This is a genomic window from Pseudomonas sp. PDM32 (genome assembly GCF_019219225.1).
Lineage (GTDB): Bacteria > Pseudomonadota > Gammaproteobacteria > Pseudomonadales > Pseudomonadaceae > Aquipseudomonas > Aquipseudomonas laurylsulfatiphila.
Genome location: NZ_JAHUWE010000011.1, coordinates 88,936 through 104,462, shown reverse-complemented (window position 1 = coordinate 104,462; position 15,527 = coordinate 88,936). Strand labels below are relative to the sequence as shown.

At 59.7% G+C, this 15,527-nt stretch carries 17 protein-coding genes; 6 read left to right on the top strand and 11 right to left on the bottom strand.

Annotation, left to right across the window (positions count from 1 at the left end; genetic code table 11):
- The first annotated feature begins 71 nt into the window (after positions 1-71).
- From KW846_RS21055 to KW846_RS21045, 3 genes are read left to right on the top strand one after another with little or no spacing between them, the layout of a single operon-like run.
- A complete protein-coding gene (locus tag KW846_RS21055) occupies positions 72-884 on the top strand; it encodes an ABC transporter substrate-binding protein (RefSeq protein WP_086776972.1) in 813 nt (270 codons plus the stop codon).
- Complete coding sequence (locus KW846_RS21050; RefSeq protein WP_218484888.1) at positions 881-1,726, top strand: amino acid ABC transporter permease; 846 nt, start codon at positions 881-883, stop codon at positions 1,724-1,726. Before KW846_RS21055 ends, KW846_RS21050 begins: the two co-directional genes overlap by 4 nt.
- A 37-nt stretch (positions 1,727-1,763) precedes the next feature.
- On the top strand, positions 1,764-3,146 hold the full coding sequence (locus tag KW846_RS21045; protein ID WP_218484885.1) for an LLM class flavin-dependent oxidoreductase: 1,383 nt from the start codon (positions 1,764-1,766) through the stop codon (positions 3,144-3,146).
- 209 nt (positions 3,147-3,355) lie between these two features.
- Here KW846_RS21045 and KW846_RS21040 read toward each other — a convergent pair whose 3' ends face one another.
- Complete coding sequence (locus KW846_RS21040) at positions 3,356-4,129, bottom strand: ABC transporter substrate-binding protein (RefSeq protein ID WP_218484882.1); 774 nt, start codon at positions 4,127-4,129, stop codon at positions 3,356-3,358.
- A gap of 156 nt (positions 4,130-4,285) precedes the next feature.
- Here KW846_RS21040 and KW846_RS21035 point away from each other — a divergent pair, with 156 nt between their 5' ends.
- On the top strand, positions 4,286-5,164 hold the full coding sequence (locus KW846_RS21035) for an MliC family protein (RefSeq protein WP_256356814.1): 879 nt from the start codon (positions 4,286-4,288) through the stop codon (positions 5,162-5,164).
- 56 nt (positions 5,165-5,220) lie between these two features.
- Here the strand turns inward: KW846_RS21035 and KW846_RS21030 are convergent, their stop codons facing one another.
- From KW846_RS21030 to KW846_RS21010, 5 genes are all read right to left on the bottom strand, one after another.
- Positions 5,221-5,922 carry a VIT family protein gene (locus KW846_RS21030; protein ID WP_007974824.1) on the bottom strand — a complete coding sequence of 234 codons (702 nt, stop codon included), beginning with the start codon at positions 5,920-5,922 and terminating at the stop codon, positions 5,221-5,223.
- 60 nt (positions 5,923-5,982) lie between these two features.
- Positions 5,983-6,954 (bottom strand): FAD:protein FMN transferase, encoded by a 972-nt coding sequence (locus KW846_RS21025; protein ID WP_371321767.1) that lies wholly within the window; start codon positions 6,952-6,954, stop codon positions 5,983-5,985.
- Positions 6,938-9,118, bottom strand: coding sequence for a PepSY domain-containing protein (locus tag KW846_RS21020; protein ID WP_218484881.1), 2,181 nt, complete (start codon positions 9,116-9,118; stop codon positions 6,938-6,940). The genes KW846_RS21025 and KW846_RS21020 overlap by 17 nt, the downstream gene beginning before the upstream one ends.
- Before the next feature lie 25 nt (positions 9,119-9,143).
- A complete protein-coding gene (locus KW846_RS21015) occupies positions 9,144-9,614 on the bottom strand; it encodes a DUF2271 domain-containing protein (RefSeq protein WP_218484879.1) in 471 nt (156 codons plus the stop codon).
- 92 nt (positions 9,615-9,706) lie between these two features.
- Positions 9,707-10,030, bottom strand: coding sequence for a PepSY domain-containing protein (locus KW846_RS21010; RefSeq protein ID WP_218484877.1), 324 nt, complete (start codon positions 10,028-10,030; stop codon positions 9,707-9,709).
- A gap of 132 nt (positions 10,031-10,162) precedes the next feature.
- On the opposite strand from KW846_RS21010, the gene KW846_RS21005 reads away from it, so the two are divergent.
- A complete protein-coding gene (locus KW846_RS21005) occupies positions 10,163-10,822 on the top strand; it encodes a response regulator transcription factor (RefSeq protein ID WP_218484875.1) in 660 nt (219 codons plus the stop codon).
- Positions 10,819-12,162 (top strand): HAMP domain-containing sensor histidine kinase, encoded by a 1,344-nt coding sequence (locus tag KW846_RS21000; RefSeq protein ID WP_218484872.1) that lies wholly within the window; start codon positions 10,819-10,821, stop codon positions 12,160-12,162. Before KW846_RS21005 ends, KW846_RS21000 begins: the two co-directional genes overlap by 4 nt.
- 8 nt (positions 12,163-12,170) lie before the next feature.
- Here KW846_RS21000 and KW846_RS20995 read toward each other — a convergent pair whose 3' ends face one another.
- The 5 genes from KW846_RS20995 to KW846_RS20975 all read right to left on the bottom strand — a co-directional run bounded on the left by KW846_RS20995 (position 12,171) and on the right by KW846_RS20975 (position 15,504).
- Entirely contained in the window at positions 12,171-12,353 is a 183-nt protein-coding gene (locus KW846_RS20995) for a DUF1289 domain-containing protein (RefSeq protein ID WP_007974813.1), read from the bottom strand.
- Between the two features lie 2 nt (positions 12,354-12,355).
- Complete coding sequence (locus tag KW846_RS20990; protein WP_218484870.1) at positions 12,356-12,727, bottom strand: hypothetical protein; 372 nt, start codon at positions 12,725-12,727, stop codon at positions 12,356-12,358.
- Between the two features lie 39 nt (positions 12,728-12,766).
- Positions 12,767-13,690: a CDF family Co(II)/Ni(II) efflux transporter DmeF gene (gene dmeF / locus KW846_RS20985; RefSeq protein WP_218484868.1), complete on the bottom strand. Its 924-nt coding sequence runs from the start codon at positions 13,688-13,690 to the stop codon at positions 12,767-12,769.
- A 19-nt stretch (positions 13,691-13,709) separates the two neighbouring features.
- A complete protein-coding gene (locus KW846_RS20980; RefSeq protein WP_007974809.1) occupies positions 13,710-13,985 on the bottom strand; it encodes a metal/formaldehyde-sensitive transcriptional repressor in 276 nt (91 codons plus the stop codon).
- Positions 13,986-14,232: 247 nt separating this feature from the next.
- Entirely contained in the window at positions 14,233-15,504 is a 1,272-nt protein-coding gene (locus KW846_RS20975; protein ID WP_218485148.1) for an MFS transporter, read from the bottom strand.
- Positions 15,505-15,527 lie beyond the last annotated feature (23 nt).

Genomic DNA, 15,527 nt, shown 5'->3' with positions numbered 1-15,527 from the left:
ACGCGTTTTATAGTGCGTTTTAATCTATTCAGGTTTTTTTGAATTGATTGGAGCATTTGTCTTTGAAAACTATGGCGCTTCTACCCTTTGGCCTGGCGTTGCTCGCTACCTGCTCAACGGCTTTCGCGGGTGCGACCCTGGATCGCGTGACACAAAAAGGCGAGCTGACCGGCGTCCTGATGGAAAGTTATCCGCCGTTCTCGTTTCTCAATGAGCAGAACCAACTCGACGGGTTTGACGTGGATGTTGCCAAGGCTGTTGCGCAACGCCTCGGGGTCAAACTCAAACTGGAAACACCGTCCTGGGATGTGATTGCCGCCGGCCGCTGGAGTGGGCGCTATGACATCTGCGTCTGCTCGATGACCCCGAGCAAGGCACGGGCCGAGGTGTTTGATTTTCCGGTCGAGTATTACCAGTCGCCGGCAGTGATCGTGGTGAATGCCAAGGACAAAGACATCACGGCGGGCAAAGACTTGTCCGGCAAAAAAGTCGGTGTGATCAGCGCGTCGACTTACGAAGCCTACTTGAACAAGGATCTGGTGATCGAGGGCGCCGAGGACAAGCCGTTGAACTATCCATTCAATAATGTCCAGGTGGCCCCTTATGACAATGAAACGGTGGCCTTCCAGGACCTGGCGCTGGGCACAGGCGTTCGTCTGGATGCCATGGTCACCAACCTCATCACCGCTCGCGAGCGGATTGCCCAGGATCCGCGCTTCAAGATAGCCGGCGATACGCTGTATGCCGAACCGAACGTCGTGGCCATTGAAAAGGGCGACCCGCAATGGAATGCCAAAGTCACCGAGGTCATTACTCAACTCAAGACTGACGGTACGCTGAGCAAGATTTCGCAGAAGTGGATCGGTGCCGACATCAGCCAATGACAGCCCTCAACCCACACCCGGCCAAGGCAACTGCCGCCCCCGAAATCGAGACGCGCCGCTTTAGCCAATTGTTTGGATTTCGCACTCGCCTGTATTTGACGTGGGCGGCGTTGTCTGGATTGTGCGTCCTGTTCTTCATGAGCTTCGATTTGAAGTTTTCGATCATCCTGGAGAAATGGCCCAATCTGGTCGGCCTGCACCTTGGGCCAAACGGTTTCCTGCAAGGCGCCGCGCTGACGTTGTTCCTGTGTTTCTGTTCGATCTGGCTTTCATTGCTCCTTGGTTTTGTGACGGCGCTGGCGCGCCTGTCAAGCAGCGCAGTGGCATTCGGCATTGCCAGTTTCTATGCGTCTTTTTTTCGCGGTACACCGCTGCTGATCCAGATCCTGCTGATCTATCTGGGCTTGCCGCAGTTGGGCGTTGTACCCGGGGCAATCAGCGCGGGGATCATTGCGCTTTCGCTTAACTATGGTGCCTATCTGAGCGAGATCTTTCGCGCCGGCATCCTGGCGGTAGCACCCGGGCAGCGCGAAGCGGCGAAGGCGCTGGGTCTTGGGCCGAAGGCGACCTTTGTGCACATCATCTTGCCGCAAGCCATGCGCACGATCATTCCGCCGACAACCAGCCAGTTCATTTCAATGCTCAAGGACTCATCGCTGATTTCGGTGATGGGGGTGTGGGAGGTCATGTTTCTGGCGCAGTCCTATGGGCGCTCTTCCTATCGCTACATCGAAATGCTCACCACCGCAGCGGTCATCTATTGGTTGCTGTCCATCGGGCTGGAATTGATACAGCACCGCCTTGAGCGCCACTACGGCAAAGGTTTCAAGAATCAGCGGTGAACCGCCGCGTTTAATGACTTTATCTATAGGAACCACGATGTCCGATCCAAAACCTCTTTTGTTTGCGCTCTATGAGCAAGCCAGTGTGGGCTGTGGCGGCGCGCCAAGCCTTTGGACCCATCCCGCTGACGAACGACTGGCGATCAATTCCCTGGGGTATTGGTCGAACCTGGCGCGCATTGCCGATCAGGCTCACCTCGACATGCTGTTTTTTGGTGATGTGCTGGGCTTCTACGATGTGTTTGGTGGCAACGCCGATGCGGCGATGAAGTGGGCCGTGGAAGCCCCGGCGAACGATCCGCTGATGATCATTCCGGCCTTGGCTGCCGCTACGGAAAACCTGGCCTTTGGCGTTACCGTGACCACCAGCTACGAACATCCCTTTACCCATGCCCGACGCTTCAGCACGCTGGATCACCTCACCAACGGCCGGGTCGGCTGGAACATCGTCACCTCCTACCTGTCCAGCGCCGCCCGCAACTTCGGCCTGGAGCAGATGATCAAGCACGATGACCGCTATGAACGTGCCGAAGAGTTTCTTGATGTGGTCTACAAACTCTGGGAGGGCAGTTGGGCCGACGACGCCGTGGTCGCGGACAAGTCGCGCCAGCTCTACGCTCGGGGCGAGCGTGTGCGGCCGATCAATCATGTGGGTGAGCATTACCGGGTGGCCGGGCCGCATTTGACGTCTCCATCGCCACAACGGACGCCTTTGTTGATTCAGGCGGGCTGGTCGGGGCGCGGTCGTGAGTTCGCCGCCAAGCACGCCGAATTGATCTTCATTGCCAAGTCCAACCCGCAGGAAATTCGCCAGGGGCTCGAGGAAATATGGACCAGGGCTCAAGCGCGTGGCCGTCAGCGTGATGATGTGAAGTCCCTGACAGTGCTGCGTATCGTCACCGCGAAAACCGAGATTGAGGCTCAGCGTAAATACGACGAACTGCAAAGCAACTATCACTTGCAGGCGCAACTGGTCAGTTACGCAGGCGACACCGGCATTGATATCGGCCGCTATGCCGACAGCGAGGCGCTTTCCACCCACACCGAGGGCATGACCTCCTATGTGATGCATCCCGATGGCAGTGGCAAACCCTTGACGGCAGGGGACGTCAAACAGCGTTTTGCCAGCGTCACCCGAGGCAGTGATCTTATTCTCGTGGGCACCCCTCAACAGGTGGCCGAGCGCATTGAGGAACACGCAAGGATATCCGGTACCAGCGGTTACATGATTAACCCGCTGATCAGCCCGGGCAGTCTTGAGGATTTCGTAGAACTGGTGATCCCTGAATTGCAGAAACGCGGGCTCTACCGCACCCAACCGCAAAGCGGTACCTTCCGCTCGCGGTTACGGGGTGACGGTTCAAACCATTTGCCGGCGTCGGCTTATGGCGCTTCGTTCCGTTTCAATGAAGGTTTGTAGTGGTCAGACCTGGAGGTCACTTGTAGGCGCTGGCTTGCCCGCGACGGGCGTTAACGATAACGCGTTTGAACCGGGTAAACGCGGTCCCCTGTAGGAGCTGGCCTGCCAGCGATGGTCGTTAACGATAACGCGGGTGAACTGGATGAACGCGGCGTACTTGAATCCATCGCCAGCAGGCTGGCTCCTACAGTGAAACCCTGGGCAATTCACTACTCAGGAAACCAGCGCTGGTGAAGCTTCTTGAGCACACCGTTGGCCTCGATGCGTCGATAGCCTTCGTCATACATTTCCAGTGCTCGCAATCCGTCTGGATGGGACAGGCTAAAACCTATCGTCGAGTTCACCAGTCCGCAATTGAAGGCGAAGCGCACGGTATCTTCTGTCCCTGACTGCTGAGCCTTTCGGTTTCGGACCTCGAGGTCGTTGCTCATGATCACGGCTGCCTGAAAGCGTCGAGCAGCGAGTTTCTGGAGGCTCGTCAAGTCTGAGAGGGAATTCTCGAACACGACCCCCGAGGTCTGGAGTGCCATGACCTGGGTTGAGTATTCGTAATCTCTGGTGATGCCGACGACGGTGCCGGGCGGCAAAATACATTGACCGTCCGGGGGCTTCGGCAAGGGGGTCTTGATGGATTCAAAAACATCGTTACTGACGTTGAATATCGGTCGCGCCGCCAGTTTGATCTTGCCCTGGAATTCGGGTTGCCAGCTCATGTTGAAGCACGCGGCGACCTGGCCGTTGAGCACCATGTACTTGCAGCGTGAATAGGGCACTACTTTTAACCTGGCCTCCATGGCCATCTCTTTGAAGGCGGCGAGGACCACGTCGTTGGCGTACCCTGTACCGTCGCGGTTTGACCAGGGTGCGGCGGCATCTTCTACCATGATTGTCAGCGTTTCATGCGCCTGCTGTGCGGCGTTGGCACTCGCTGCCAGCAATTGGAGGAGACACGCCAGAAGGGTCGGAGCAAGATATGGCCACATTCTGCGATAAGTCCTTTTATAACCCTGGAGGCTTCATTGAGTGCTTCATTCCAGCGCTGGCGGTCAGGTATTCAAGTGTCGGCATGCTGTCCGGTTTCTGTTCGTCCTTGCTGATTATAACAAGCCCATAGTGGTCGACCCGACGGATGTCGGCTTATGCCGTTGTTTGACGACGGCCCGGATCAAAAAGGACTGCACATGACCCAGTATCTTGCCTTGCTTTTTGTCGGCGCTACAGGATTTGCCCAGGCGCAAACCCTATGCTCTGACGCCTGGTACCAAGCGATCGAAAAGAGACTGCAAACTGCCGATGCGCAAGGGCACGGGCCTGATATTGGCTCCGACGAATGGAAATCGGTGATCGAATTCAAAGCCGGGGTTCGCGGTAGGGCAAACGTCCCTGAACAAAGCTCCGAAAAGTGGTGCACGTACATTGATCAGCAGACCAAGGCGATGCAGGCGACCGGGAGCGACGCCGGAAAACCCCGGACGGTCAATGTTGTTCCTGGCCCTTCTTACGATTGCGCCAAGGTGGAGCCCGGCGGTATCGAGGCGATGATCTGTGAGGACAAGGACTTGTCCGCGCTCGATCGCAAGCTGTCGCAGGTTTATGCCAGTGCGCGTATCAAGGCCGGCAACGAGCATCCTCCCACGCTGAAAGCAGAGCAACGTGGATGGATCAAGGGGCGCGATGACTGCTGGAAGAGCGATGATGCGGGTGCCTGCGTACGCATGGAATACCAGCGCCGCATCGCCGAGTTGCAGGCACGGTATCGACTGGTAGCGGGCACAGGGCCGGTTTACTACGAGTGCGACGGCAACCCGGCTAACGAGGTCACGGCCATGTACTTCAACACTGATCCGCCGACATTGATCGCCGAGCGTGGCGATAGCGTATCGCTGATGTACCAGCAGCCAGGCGGCAGTGGCATTAAATACCTTGGGCGCAATGAGACCCTTCGGGAGCATCAGGCCGAGACGACAATCACGTGGGGATACGGTGCGCCCGAGTCGCACTGCAAAAGAAAACCTTGAACCTGCGCGCTTGATCAAAGCGCGCAATCAAACTCTGAGGTCAACGCAGTCGCCCGCTAGACCACTGCGCCAAACACGTGTCCCACCAGTGCCGTAATCCCCATGGCTAGAGCCCCCCAGAATGTTACCCGCCAGGCGCCGGTCATGACGTTGGCCCCGCCAGCCTTGGCGGCAATGGCGCCCAATGTCCCGAGAAACACTAATGACATGGCCGATATCCAGGGCCCGACGCTGTGCGCCGGGGCGAAAAAAGTCACGGCCAGGGGCAACGCGGCGCCCACCACGAAACTGGCGGCGGAGGCCAGGGCGGCCTGCAAGGGTTTGGCGGTGAGGGTGGCGCTGATGCCCAACTCGTCCCGGGCATGAGAGCCCAGTGCGTCATGGGCCATCAATTGATCGGCCACTTGATGCGCCAGTTCGGGTGATACGCCGCGATGCATGTAGATGTTGGCAAGCTCGATGTGCTCGGCTTTCGGGTCGCTCGCCAGTTCTGCCCGTTCCCGGGACAGATCGGCCCGCTCGGTATCGGCCTGGGAGTGCACGGAAATGTATTCGCCAGCGGCCATGGACATGGCACCGGCCATCAGCCCTGCCATACCGGTAACCAGCAACGTGGCGTGGCTGGCGTTGGCGGCCGCGACGCCGATCAGCAGGCTGGCGGTAGAGACAATCCCGTCGTTGGCCCCAAGGACGGCGGCGCGCAGCCAGCCGATACGATCGCTTCGGTGTGCCTCGGTGTGCCTGTGCATGAATTTCATTGTTTAACGGGACTCACTGTCATTAGGCGGTTCACATCGGACGCGGGCCGGCAAACGGCGTCAGCGGGTTTCAATCTGCGCCTGCAACCGGCCGCCGACAATGGATATTTCTTTGAACTGTGTACCCTCGCGCAGCACGAACAGCGCGTCCATCCCGCGTTCTTGAGCCAGACGTGGGCCCTCGGTTTCGCCCAGCACCATTAACGCCGTGGCCCAGGCATCGGCGAGCATGCACGAGGCTGCCACCACGGTGACGGCGGCGAGCGGGTTGCACAGCGGCGTGCCGGTGGCCGGGTTCATGGTATGAGCATAGGACTGACCGGCCAAATCGATCCAGTGTCGATAGTCCCCGGAGGTGGCGATTGCGGCATCGCCAAGCTCCATCACGCCCATGACTTCACGCACGCCCCGGTTGGGCTTTTCCAGGGCCACGGCCCAGCACTGGCCGTCAGGTTTAACGCCCCGGGCGCGCATCTCGCCATCGATGCCGACCAGGTAACGGTCGATGCCCAAACCGTCCAGGCAGCGGGCCAGTTCATCCACGCCAAAACCTTTGGCGATGCCACTCAAATCAAGGTTCAACGGCGCGCGCTTGCGCACCTGATTGCGTTGGGGCTCAACCACCAATGCGGCGCTGGCTGACAGTCGGGGGCGCGGCGCAATCGAGCCCATCGCCTGCTCCGTGCCCCTTTGCTCCCCGGGGCCGAACCCCCAGGCATTAACCAGGTCGCCGACAGCAATGTCGAAGGCGCCGCCGGATTGCTGACTGACGCGCAGTGCTGCTGACAGTACCGTGGCCAGTTCCTTGGGCACGGGCACCCATTCCTGCACGGGAGCGGCGTTGAGGCGGTTGAGGTCCGAGTCGGGTTTCCAGGTGGACATTTGCTGGTCCACCCGGGTTACGGCACGCGCCAGGCGATGGCCAATTTCGTCGGTATCGATCCCGGCTTCGGCATAAAACAGGGCGGTGTAGCGGGTGCCCATGGTTTCGCCGTTCAGGCTGTAGCGTTGCAACTCAGTAGACGTCTTCACGGTAGCGTCCTTGTGTCTTGAGGGTCAGCACACTCAGGTTCAGAGGCGCCAACACTTCATCGAGGGCCTGCATCACGCCCTTGGCCATTTCGCGACTACCACAAACCAGCACCTGAGCACCTTTTTCAATCAACCGGCGCAAGGCCAGGGCATCGCCGATCAGTCGGTCTTGCACGTAGCAACGGTCCTGAACCTGAGAGAAGGCCGCGCGCAGTGCCGTCAGGCGTCGGTCCGACAAGTATTGGTTGAGCTCCGGTTCATAGAGAAAGTCCGAGGCCGGGTTGCGCCCGCCCCAATACAGGTGCATTGGGTGTCGGGCTTTGTTGTTGCGAATAAACCCGGCCAGAGGACCAATGCCGGTGCCGGCGCCGATCAGGATTACCGGGTGCGTGCCCGATGCCGGCCGAAATTGCGGGTTGGGCTGGATGAAAGCTTCGATGTGCGCGCCGATGGTCAGGCCATGAAGGAATTCCGAGCACATGCCACCGTTGTGTTTACGCACACAGATCTCCAGCACGCCGTCCTGGGAACCGCTGGCCAGCGAGTAGAAACGCGGGATCGGGCTGCCCGGGGGCAGAATCCCGACCAGATCACCGACCAGAAAGCCCGGCAGATCGCCGCTGGCTTGGAAGCGCAGTACGTGGGTCGGCGCATTCACCTGTTCGCCATAGGCAATCCGCTCTGTCAGCTGCAATTGATGTTTGCGCGGCGGCTGCGGGGTGTGAACTAGCACCAGATCCTTACCCAACACTTCGCCCAGCGCGTGGCCCCAGCGCGCAAATTCCTGAGGTGACTGGCGGTTGACGGTTTCCAGCCCCAGCAAGGGCGAACCACCGGCCTGCAACATCGCGTCCTGCACCTGATGGGCATACTGGCAGAACTGCGCAAACTGGCGGTCGCCCATGCCCAGCACTGCATAGGGCAGGCCAGGCTTGAGGCCGGTTTTGGCCAGCCGCGCCAGGAACCGCGAAGCCGAGGCCGGTGCATCGCCGTCACCGTGGGTCGCAGTGAGGATGAGCACCCGTTGGGCATTGCGGTAATCGCCGCTCCATTCATTCATCGCCGCGCTGTGCACCTGGTGGCCACTCTGGTGCAAAGCGTCGTGCAGGGTTTTGGCAAAACCCCAGGTGCTGTTGTTTTCGCTGCCCACCAGAATCACGCTGTCGGCACAGTGGGCCGGGCTGTTGTTGCGGATGTTCGGGCCAGCCTTGCGGCGTCGCCACCACAACAGAATGCCGGTCACGCTCATCAACGGTACGCAGAGGGCGCAGAGCCCGAGCGGCAGGCCCAGCCACCACAGACCTTCGCCGGTGTGCAGCTGATAGATCAATTGGTAGAGGTTGTGCATCGAGTCGTGAGCTTGATAGGACAGCAAGGCGCCGCTGGCCTGATCCACGTAGCCGTCGCCCTGCACCGTGCGCAGGGAAAACACGTCCCTCGGGTTGCCTGGACTGGGGAAGACCAGTTCGCGCAAGTCATTCTGGTCGGTGGCCTGCAAGGCTTGCAGTGTCGCCACCGGCAAGGCCGGGCCGGCGCTGATATGGGCGGGGAAGGCCGGTTCACTTTGACTGCCGTCGTCGATAAAACCAAAAGTGGTGGCGGACATGTAGAGCCCGCTCAATGCCGACAGCAGCAGCCCGAGCAGTGCCAGTCGCCCGACTTCGGCATGCCAGCGCTGACTGAAGGGGCCCCGCAGTGGCTGCAGCAGGTTGCGCCAGCCGCCCAGGCACCGGGCCAGCAATAGCGCACCGGACACCGACAGCATCAGCATGAACAGGGCACCGACACCTGACACGCCATGGCCCGGCGTGCCAAGGAACAGCGAGCGGTGCAGGTCTTTCACCCAACGTGAGAACGCGGATGGCTCGTAAGCGACGAGGCCTTCGCCGGTCAGTGAGTCGACCTTTTCCGCCCCGGCCTGGCCGTTCTGGTTGTAGTAAACGATCAGCGTGCCGGACGCCGTGCGCTGGATCTGCTCCACGCCCGGAAAGTGGCTGGCAACGCGCCCGGCCAGTTGGCCGACGTTTTGTTGTCCGGCAGGTGAGGGCGTGCTGTGCAGGCGTTCCAGGGCCGGGTCGACAGACAGGATCGCGCCGCTGATGGCCAACAGCATGACCAACAGGGTGGCGATCAGGCCAGGCAGGGAATGGAACTGACGAAGCATGTTCAGCCTCCAGAATTGGCGGGTGCTACAGATCGTAAGTAAAGGAGTCGACGTAGGTACTGCCGGTTGCCGGCTTGCCTGCGCCCTTGGACGTCAGGGGCACGCTGACATCGGCGCGGGCGTCACGTTTGTCCTCGACGGCGCTGTCGATACGGATCTGATACCCGGCATCAATCAGGGTGTCTGCCAGTTCGACGCTGACTTTGAGCGTGCGCCCACTGCCGACACTGGCGCCGCTGACGCCGTCAAACTCGCTCGGGTTCATCCCGCTGCCACGAACCCAATCGCCCAGGTGTTTGTAATATTTGGCCTTCTTGCCGGCCACCCAGAGGGTTTTCTGGTATTGGCCATTGGCGTCGGTGACGTAGATCGCCAGGTAGGCATCATTTCCGCCGTAGTCCTTGAGCTGTGTGGTCAAGGTCACCTCACGGGCCTGGGCCAGTCCCGGCAGGGCAATGGCCCCGACGAGGCAAGTTGCTGTGATGATCTTTTTCATGGTGGTGTCCTTTTGAGCGTTAGGTCGAGAGCCTGGACCTGCTTGCTGACAGCAACCTGAAGCGCAGGAAAAACTCATCGACAGGCGAGGTGTCATTCGGTGAGCGGGCTACCGAGGTAATCCCCGGCATCGCCGTCGTCGCGGAAATGGATCTCGAGTGTGTGCAGGCGCAGCGATGCCGGTGAATAGCTGGCTTCGATGGCATTGCCTTTGCGGTCCAACCCCTTGAGCTCGTAACAACCGTCGTCGACCTTGATGCGCTGCACGCTCCAGCCATACTGTCGCTCTACCTGCTGACGCAAGGTTTCGCGCGGTTGCCAGTCGCTCACCGGGTCGCTGCAGTCGTCATCGGCCAGGGCGTAACCGCTGAGCAGCAGGCTCAACAGCGTGGCTTTGGCAATAAAAACTGATTTCATGATCTGTCTCCCGTCGAGGTCGGCGTCTGTGGCATACCCTAAGGTGCATTCCTGACAACCAGCTGAATCTTCAGATTCACGTCAGGTAAGGCGATTAAGGTGCTGCACGACAACCATCACAGGAGGGGCCAGATGCGGGTTTTATTGGTCGAGGACGGACCGGGATTGGGGGAGGCGGTGCGCGAGCAGATCGCCGATGACGGTCACGCGGTCGATTGGGTGCAGCGCCTGGACCATGCGCGCAACAGCGTACGCACCACGCCTTACGACCTGATCCTGCTGGATCTGATGCTCCCGGACGGTCGCGGGCTGGATTTTTTGCGTCAGCAACGCTCGGCAGGGGACGTGACCCCGGTGATTATCCTGACTGCCCAGGATCAGATTTCCGATCGTATCGCTGGCCTCAACGCCGGTGCCGACGACTATCTGGTCAAACCGTTCGACCTGTTTGAGCTCTCGGCCCGTGTGGCGGCGGTGGCCCGGCGTTACAGCGGCAACCCCAATCCACAGATCAAGCTCGGTGATCTGCAGGTCGACATGAGTGCACGCACAGTGCAGCGGGCTGGCGCGACGGTGGACCTCACGGCGCGCGAGTGGGCGCTGTTCGAGGCATTTGTGCAGCGCCCCAGCGCGCTGCTGTCCAAGTCGCAGCTGGAAGAGCGGCTATATGCCTTCGGCGCCGAAATCGAGAGCAATACCATCGAGGTCTATATCAGCCGTCTGCGTAAAAAACTCGGGCGCGACCTGATAGAAACCGTGCGGGGCATGGGCTACCGGTTGGTGTGCGCATGAAGCCGTCGTCAAGCCTGCAAAAACGTCTCGGCCTGGGATTGACCTTGGGCATGACCTTGCTGTGGCTGGCGGCAACCGTCGGTGCCTGGCTGGTGGTGCAACATGAATTGAACGAGGCGTTTGACAGTGCACTGGAGGAGACCGCGCAGCGCATCCTGCCCCTGGCGGTGCTGGAAATCAGCAACCGGGAAAATCCCCGTGAGGCACAGCATGTCGCCACCCTGAAAATGCACAAGGAATACCTGACGTATCTGGTGCGCGATGCCAAGGGCCAAATCCTGATGCAGTCCCACGACGCCAACCCGAAGATCTTCAACCAACAACCGGCCGAAGGCTTTTCAACCACAAAAAAATACCGCCTGTATGCCGCCAGTGCGCTGCGTCAAACGGTGTTTATCGAAATTGCCGAACCGCTTGAGCATCGCCGTGAAGCGGCACGCGAAGCGTTGCTTGCCTTGTTGTTGCCGTTATTGGCGTTGATTCCCATCAGCCTGTTTGGCACCTGGATGTTTGTGCGCATCAGCCTGCGCAGTGTATTGGCCTATCGCCGTGCAGTGGAGGCTCGGGGCGTGGGGGATCTGTCGCCGATCCAGGTGGCCCGCCTGCCGGCCGAAATCAATCCGTTGGCCGAAGCGGTCAACCACCTGCTGGAGCGTTTGCGCAAGGCCTTGGAGACCGAGCGCAGCTTTACCGCCAACAGCGCCCATGAACTGCGCACACCACTGGCCGCGACCCTGGCGCAGATCCAGCGTTTGCGTCACGAAGCGCCCGAAGGCCCGTTGCGGTTACGCGCAGCTAAAATTGAAAACGCGTTGCGCGAACTGACGCGGCTCTCGGAAAAACTCATGCAACTGGCCAAGGCCGAGGGGGGTGGGCTGTTGTCCGAAGCGCCCCAGGATCTCATTCCGTTGTTGGCGCATGTGGTCGATGAATGGAACCACAGCGGTGGGCACCGAATCGAGTTGCACCTGCCAACCCGGACGAGCCTGTACTCGACGATTGATCCGGACGCTTTTGCAATCCTGTTGCGCAACCTGATCGAGAATGCGCTCAAGTATGGCACCGCCGATCAACCGGTCGAAGTCAGCCTCACCGACCAGGCGCTGCTGCGGGTAGTCAATGGTGGCCTGCCGGTGCCTGAGCCGGTATTGCAGAGGCTCACCGAGCGCTTTGTGCGGGGAAACAGTGAAATCAGCGGTTCAGGGCTGGGGTTGGCGATTGCCAAAACCATAGTGCAGGGGGTCAACGCGAGAATGAAATTGATCTCCCCTGCAACAGGTCGACGGGACGGATTCGAAGTGTGCGTCTGGTTACCGCATGCATCGACTGTTGAATGCTGAGGAAGTGATTAACCCTGTGCTTTCCTGAGCCCTTTCAAGCGCACATTCGCCCGTTGCACAGCGGCCATTTTTTCAGGCCGCTTCATGCGTTTCCACTTTCTGATGTCTTCCTTGCTACGCCCGCAACTGACACACAGATCACCACTGAGTTGGCAAACTGCAATGCAGGGGTTTTCGATTTCCTTAGCCATTGTCAGTCACCTTTGGCCACCCGTGATTGAGCCAGGCGACTTTTCCAGTCACCGCCGTGAGTGCGTTGGCACTCTTGCTCAGAGTCGAAACGGACATTGCGGTCTGAAGGGGTCAGGTCGATGTTGGCCTCACGCAGCGCGATGGCCGTCAACTCAAGGATGCGCGCCTTCGCGTCAACCTGGGCGAGCTGCCTGTCAGCCAGGGTTTCGAACACCCAGATGACCTTCAGGGTTTCAGTCAACGCATTCAGGTCAGCGGTGTGGGTGAGCCAGGTAAAGCCTTTGATTTCACCTTTTGCTGTTTCGCACGCATCGGTGAGTGTGGTGATCAACCGGCGTTCGATCCGCGCCAGTTCACGTTTGCCTGGTGGCATCAGGGGTTCCTTTGGAGACAAGAATGGGGAGGTGCGGGATCAGGCCGGTCGAAACTCGACCGTCAGGTGGCTGACCTCGTGCACCGGCTTGAGACGTTCACGAATGCTGTCGGCGCTCGCCGTGGCTTCGCCAAGGACGCTGACGATGGCCGCATGAGCTTGCGGCCCGACTCGCCAGACGTGCAAGTCCGTGATGGTGGCATCCCCCGGTTTCTCGACCCGTTCGCGGATTTCCCCGGCAACGTGCGCATCGGTCTGATCGAGCAGCACACCTGCGGTTGTCCCCATCAAGGTCCAGGCCCAACGCGCGATAACGATGGCGCCGACGATGCCCATCACCGGGTCCAGCCATACCCAGCCCAGATATCGGCCAGCGAGCAGTGCAACAATGGCCAGAACCGAAGTCAGCGCGTCTGCGATGACGTGGACGTAGGCGGATTTCAGGTTGTTGTCGTTGCTGTGGTGGGCATGGGCATGGCCGTGATCCTCATGATCGTGCCCATGACTGTGATCGTAGCCCAGCAGCAGGGCACTGACGACGTTGACGATCAAGCCGGCAATCGCGATGAGCGTCGCGGTGCCGAACTGAACCTCTGTTGGCTGCAAGAGGCGCATGACAGACTCAACGCCAATGCCCAGGGCGACCATGCCGAGGATCAGCGCCGAGGCGAACCCGCCCAGGTCGCCAACCTTTCCGGTACCGAAGCTGTAGCGCTGGCTGTAGGCATGGCGTTTTGCGTATCCGTAAGCGGCCGCCGCGATGCCCAATGCGCCGGCATGGGTTGCCATGTGAAAGCCATCGGCCAGTAGCGCCATAGAGCTCGTGAGGTACCCGGCGGTGATCTCGCCAATCATCATCACAACGGTCAATGCCACTACCCAAAGCGTACGCCTGGCATTTTCGTCGTGCGCCGGGCCAAGGAACACGTGGTCGTGCCTGTAGTTGATGTGGGGGCTGCTCATGATGTCTACCTGGATGCGTTCACTTGGAGTAACGGCGAATGGCTTCAAGCAACTCTTCGACGCCCTTGTTGCGCTCCGCTTCGCTCAGCGCAGGGTTCGCGACATGCTCGCGCGCATGGTCCTCGATGATTTCTTCCATCAAACCGTTGATGGCGCCGCGAGTGGCGGCCACAAGGTGCAGTGTCCTGGCGCAATCGAGATCCGATTCCAATGCGCGTTCAACGGCCTGGATTTGTCCGGCGATGCGTTTTACACGCTTGAGAAGATCGTCTTTGTTTGCTGCGATGTGGCCCATTGGATGGATACCCCCTTTACCTATGCTTTGCGCATGATAGGCATACCCCCTATACCTATGCACTATTTTTTCTGCGCGAGCTCTTCGGCCATGTGCATTAACAGTACTTCCAATACCCCAGCCACGCATCGACTCGCAAACGCTGACGAGATTGATCCATCAACGAACGGGTCGAGGGCGGATTCACCATCACCCTCGATGCCTATGAAGGCCTGGCACTGCGTATCGCGAGCAGTTCGCCGATGATCTAGGCGCTGGTGTTGTTGACGACGGACTGTTTTACGCGCTTGTCGATTTTTGGCGCTCTCATCAGCAGTGGGCCAAATGTGGCTAGCAGGCCCAGCATGATCAACGGGAAAAACATCAGCGAATCGAGACCGAAATGGCTGACGATCACGGTGATGGCGGCGGGTCCCACGAGCATGCCCGAGAAGCCGATGCAATTGACGATGCCGATGTTGCGGCCTGCATGTTGCGGGTCCCGGCGTCCGGCGGCGGAAATCATCAGTGGCGCGATGCAGGACAGGCCGAGGCCGAACAGTGCGAAGCCGAGGATGCCGGTAACAGCCGTGCCGCCGACGATGGTGAGGGTCATGCCGAGGACACAGACGGTCCCGCATGCGAAAACCACTTGAGCGTTACCAAAGGTCGCCGCCAGACGGTCGCCGAACAGGCGCCCGATGAAAGCCGCACCGACGAATATCGACACCGCCATGCCCGCGGTGGAAGTCGATGTTGAGAACTCGCGGCGAATGTATTCCTGGCCCCAGTCGGCAATCGCGTTTTCACCCATCATGCTGCCAAGTAGCAGAGCGCCGAGTGCAATCATCACCAGTAGCGTTCTGGTCGATGGACCCTTGCCGATTTCATCAGCGGACTGAGTGTCTGCTTGCCAGTCGCCGGATGATGCGTCTGGAACATCATGCTTGCCCAGCAGCCACCGGCTGAAAATACAGCCGACAATCAGCATGGCGATGCCCAGCACGGTAAATGGCACTTTTACGCTGTCGGTGTAGAAACCCGTCAGCCAACTGCACGCCATCCCGAGCAGAAAGCCACCCAGCGAATAGAACGCATGGAAGCCGGACATGATCGAGCGCTGGTAAAACCGCTCAACTTGAACGCCATGGGCATTCAACGCGGTATCCAGGGCGCCGCGCAGCAAGCCCAGCACAACGCCAAAACACATCGCAAACCAGAAACCGCTGACGAAACCCAGCGGGATAATGGACAGGGGGTAGGCGAGGGCGCACACGGTGATTACCGGTTTAGCACCGAAGGTGTCCAGCAGGCGGCCTACCAGCAGCGCTCCCGCCGCTGAGCCGACGCCGACCCCGAGTGCGATCAGGCCGAAGTTCGCATCACCCATTTCACCGGTAAAGCCCAGTTGCGTCCTGAAGACACTCACCCCGGTCGACCAGATGTACATCATGGCGCCGATCATCATGAATCCGAGAAACGTCGCGATACGCGCCTTGCGGATGCGAGTGGGGATCGGTGTTTTTTGAACGTTATTCATCACGCTGCATTGTCCCTGTTGTT

Excerpts from the sequence above, each read along its gene's own strand:
- KW846_RS21055 (WP_086776972.1), top strand. The coding sequence starts at position 72 with ATGGCGCTTCTACCCTTTGGCCTGGCGTTGCTCGCTACCTGCTCAACG.
- KW846_RS21050 (WP_218484888.1), top strand. The coding sequence starts at position 881 with ATGACAGCCCTCAACCCACACCCGGCCAAGGCAACTGCCGCCCCCGAA.
- KW846_RS21045 (WP_218484885.1), top strand. The coding sequence starts at position 1,764 with ATGTCCGATCCAAAACCTCTTTTGTTTGCGCTCTATGAGCAAGCCAGT.
- KW846_RS21040 (WP_218484882.1), bottom strand. The coding sequence starts at position 4,129 with ATGTGGCCATATCTTGCTCCGACCCTTCTGGCGTGTCTCCTCCAATTG.
- KW846_RS21035 (WP_256356814.1), top strand. The coding sequence starts at position 4,286 with ATGCCGTTGTTTGACGACGGCCCGGATCAAAAAGGACTGCACATGACC.
- KW846_RS21030 (WP_007974824.1), bottom strand. The coding sequence starts at position 5,922 with ATGAAATTCATGCACAGGCACACCGAGGCACACCGAAGCGATCGTATC.
- KW846_RS21020 (WP_218484881.1), bottom strand. The coding sequence starts at position 9,118 with ATGCTTCGTCAGTTCCATTCCCTGCCTGGCCTGATCGCCACCCTGTTG.
- KW846_RS21015 (WP_218484879.1), bottom strand. The coding sequence starts at position 9,614 with ATGAAAAAGATCATCACAGCAACTTGCCTCGTCGGGGCCATTGCCCTG.
- KW846_RS21010 (WP_218484877.1), bottom strand. The coding sequence starts at position 10,030 with ATGAAATCAGTTTTTATTGCCAAAGCCACGCTGTTGAGCCTGCTGCTC.
- KW846_RS21005 (WP_218484875.1), top strand. The coding sequence starts at position 10,163 with ATGCGGGTTTTATTGGTCGAGGACGGACCGGGATTGGGGGAGGCGGTG.
- KW846_RS21000 (WP_218484872.1), top strand. The coding sequence starts at position 10,819 with ATGAAGCCGTCGTCAAGCCTGCAAAAACGTCTCGGCCTGGGATTGACC.
- KW846_RS20995 (WP_007974813.1), bottom strand. The coding sequence starts at position 12,353 with ATGGCTAAGGAAATCGAAAACCCCTGCATTGCAGTTTGCCAACTCAGT.
- KW846_RS20990 (WP_218484870.1), bottom strand. The coding sequence starts at position 12,727 with ATGCCACCAGGCAAACGTGAACTGGCGCGGATCGAACGCCGGTTGATC.
- dmeF (WP_218484868.1), bottom strand. The coding sequence starts at position 13,690 with ATGAGCAGCCCCCACATCAACTACAGGCACGACCACGTGTTCCTTGGC.
- KW846_RS20980 (WP_007974809.1), bottom strand. The coding sequence starts at position 13,985 with ATGGGCCACATCGCAGCAAACAAAGACGATCTTCTCAAGCGTGTAAAA.
- KW846_RS20975 (WP_218485148.1), bottom strand. The coding sequence starts at position 15,504 with ATGAATAACGTTCAAAAAACACCGATCCCCACTCGCATCCGCAAGGCG.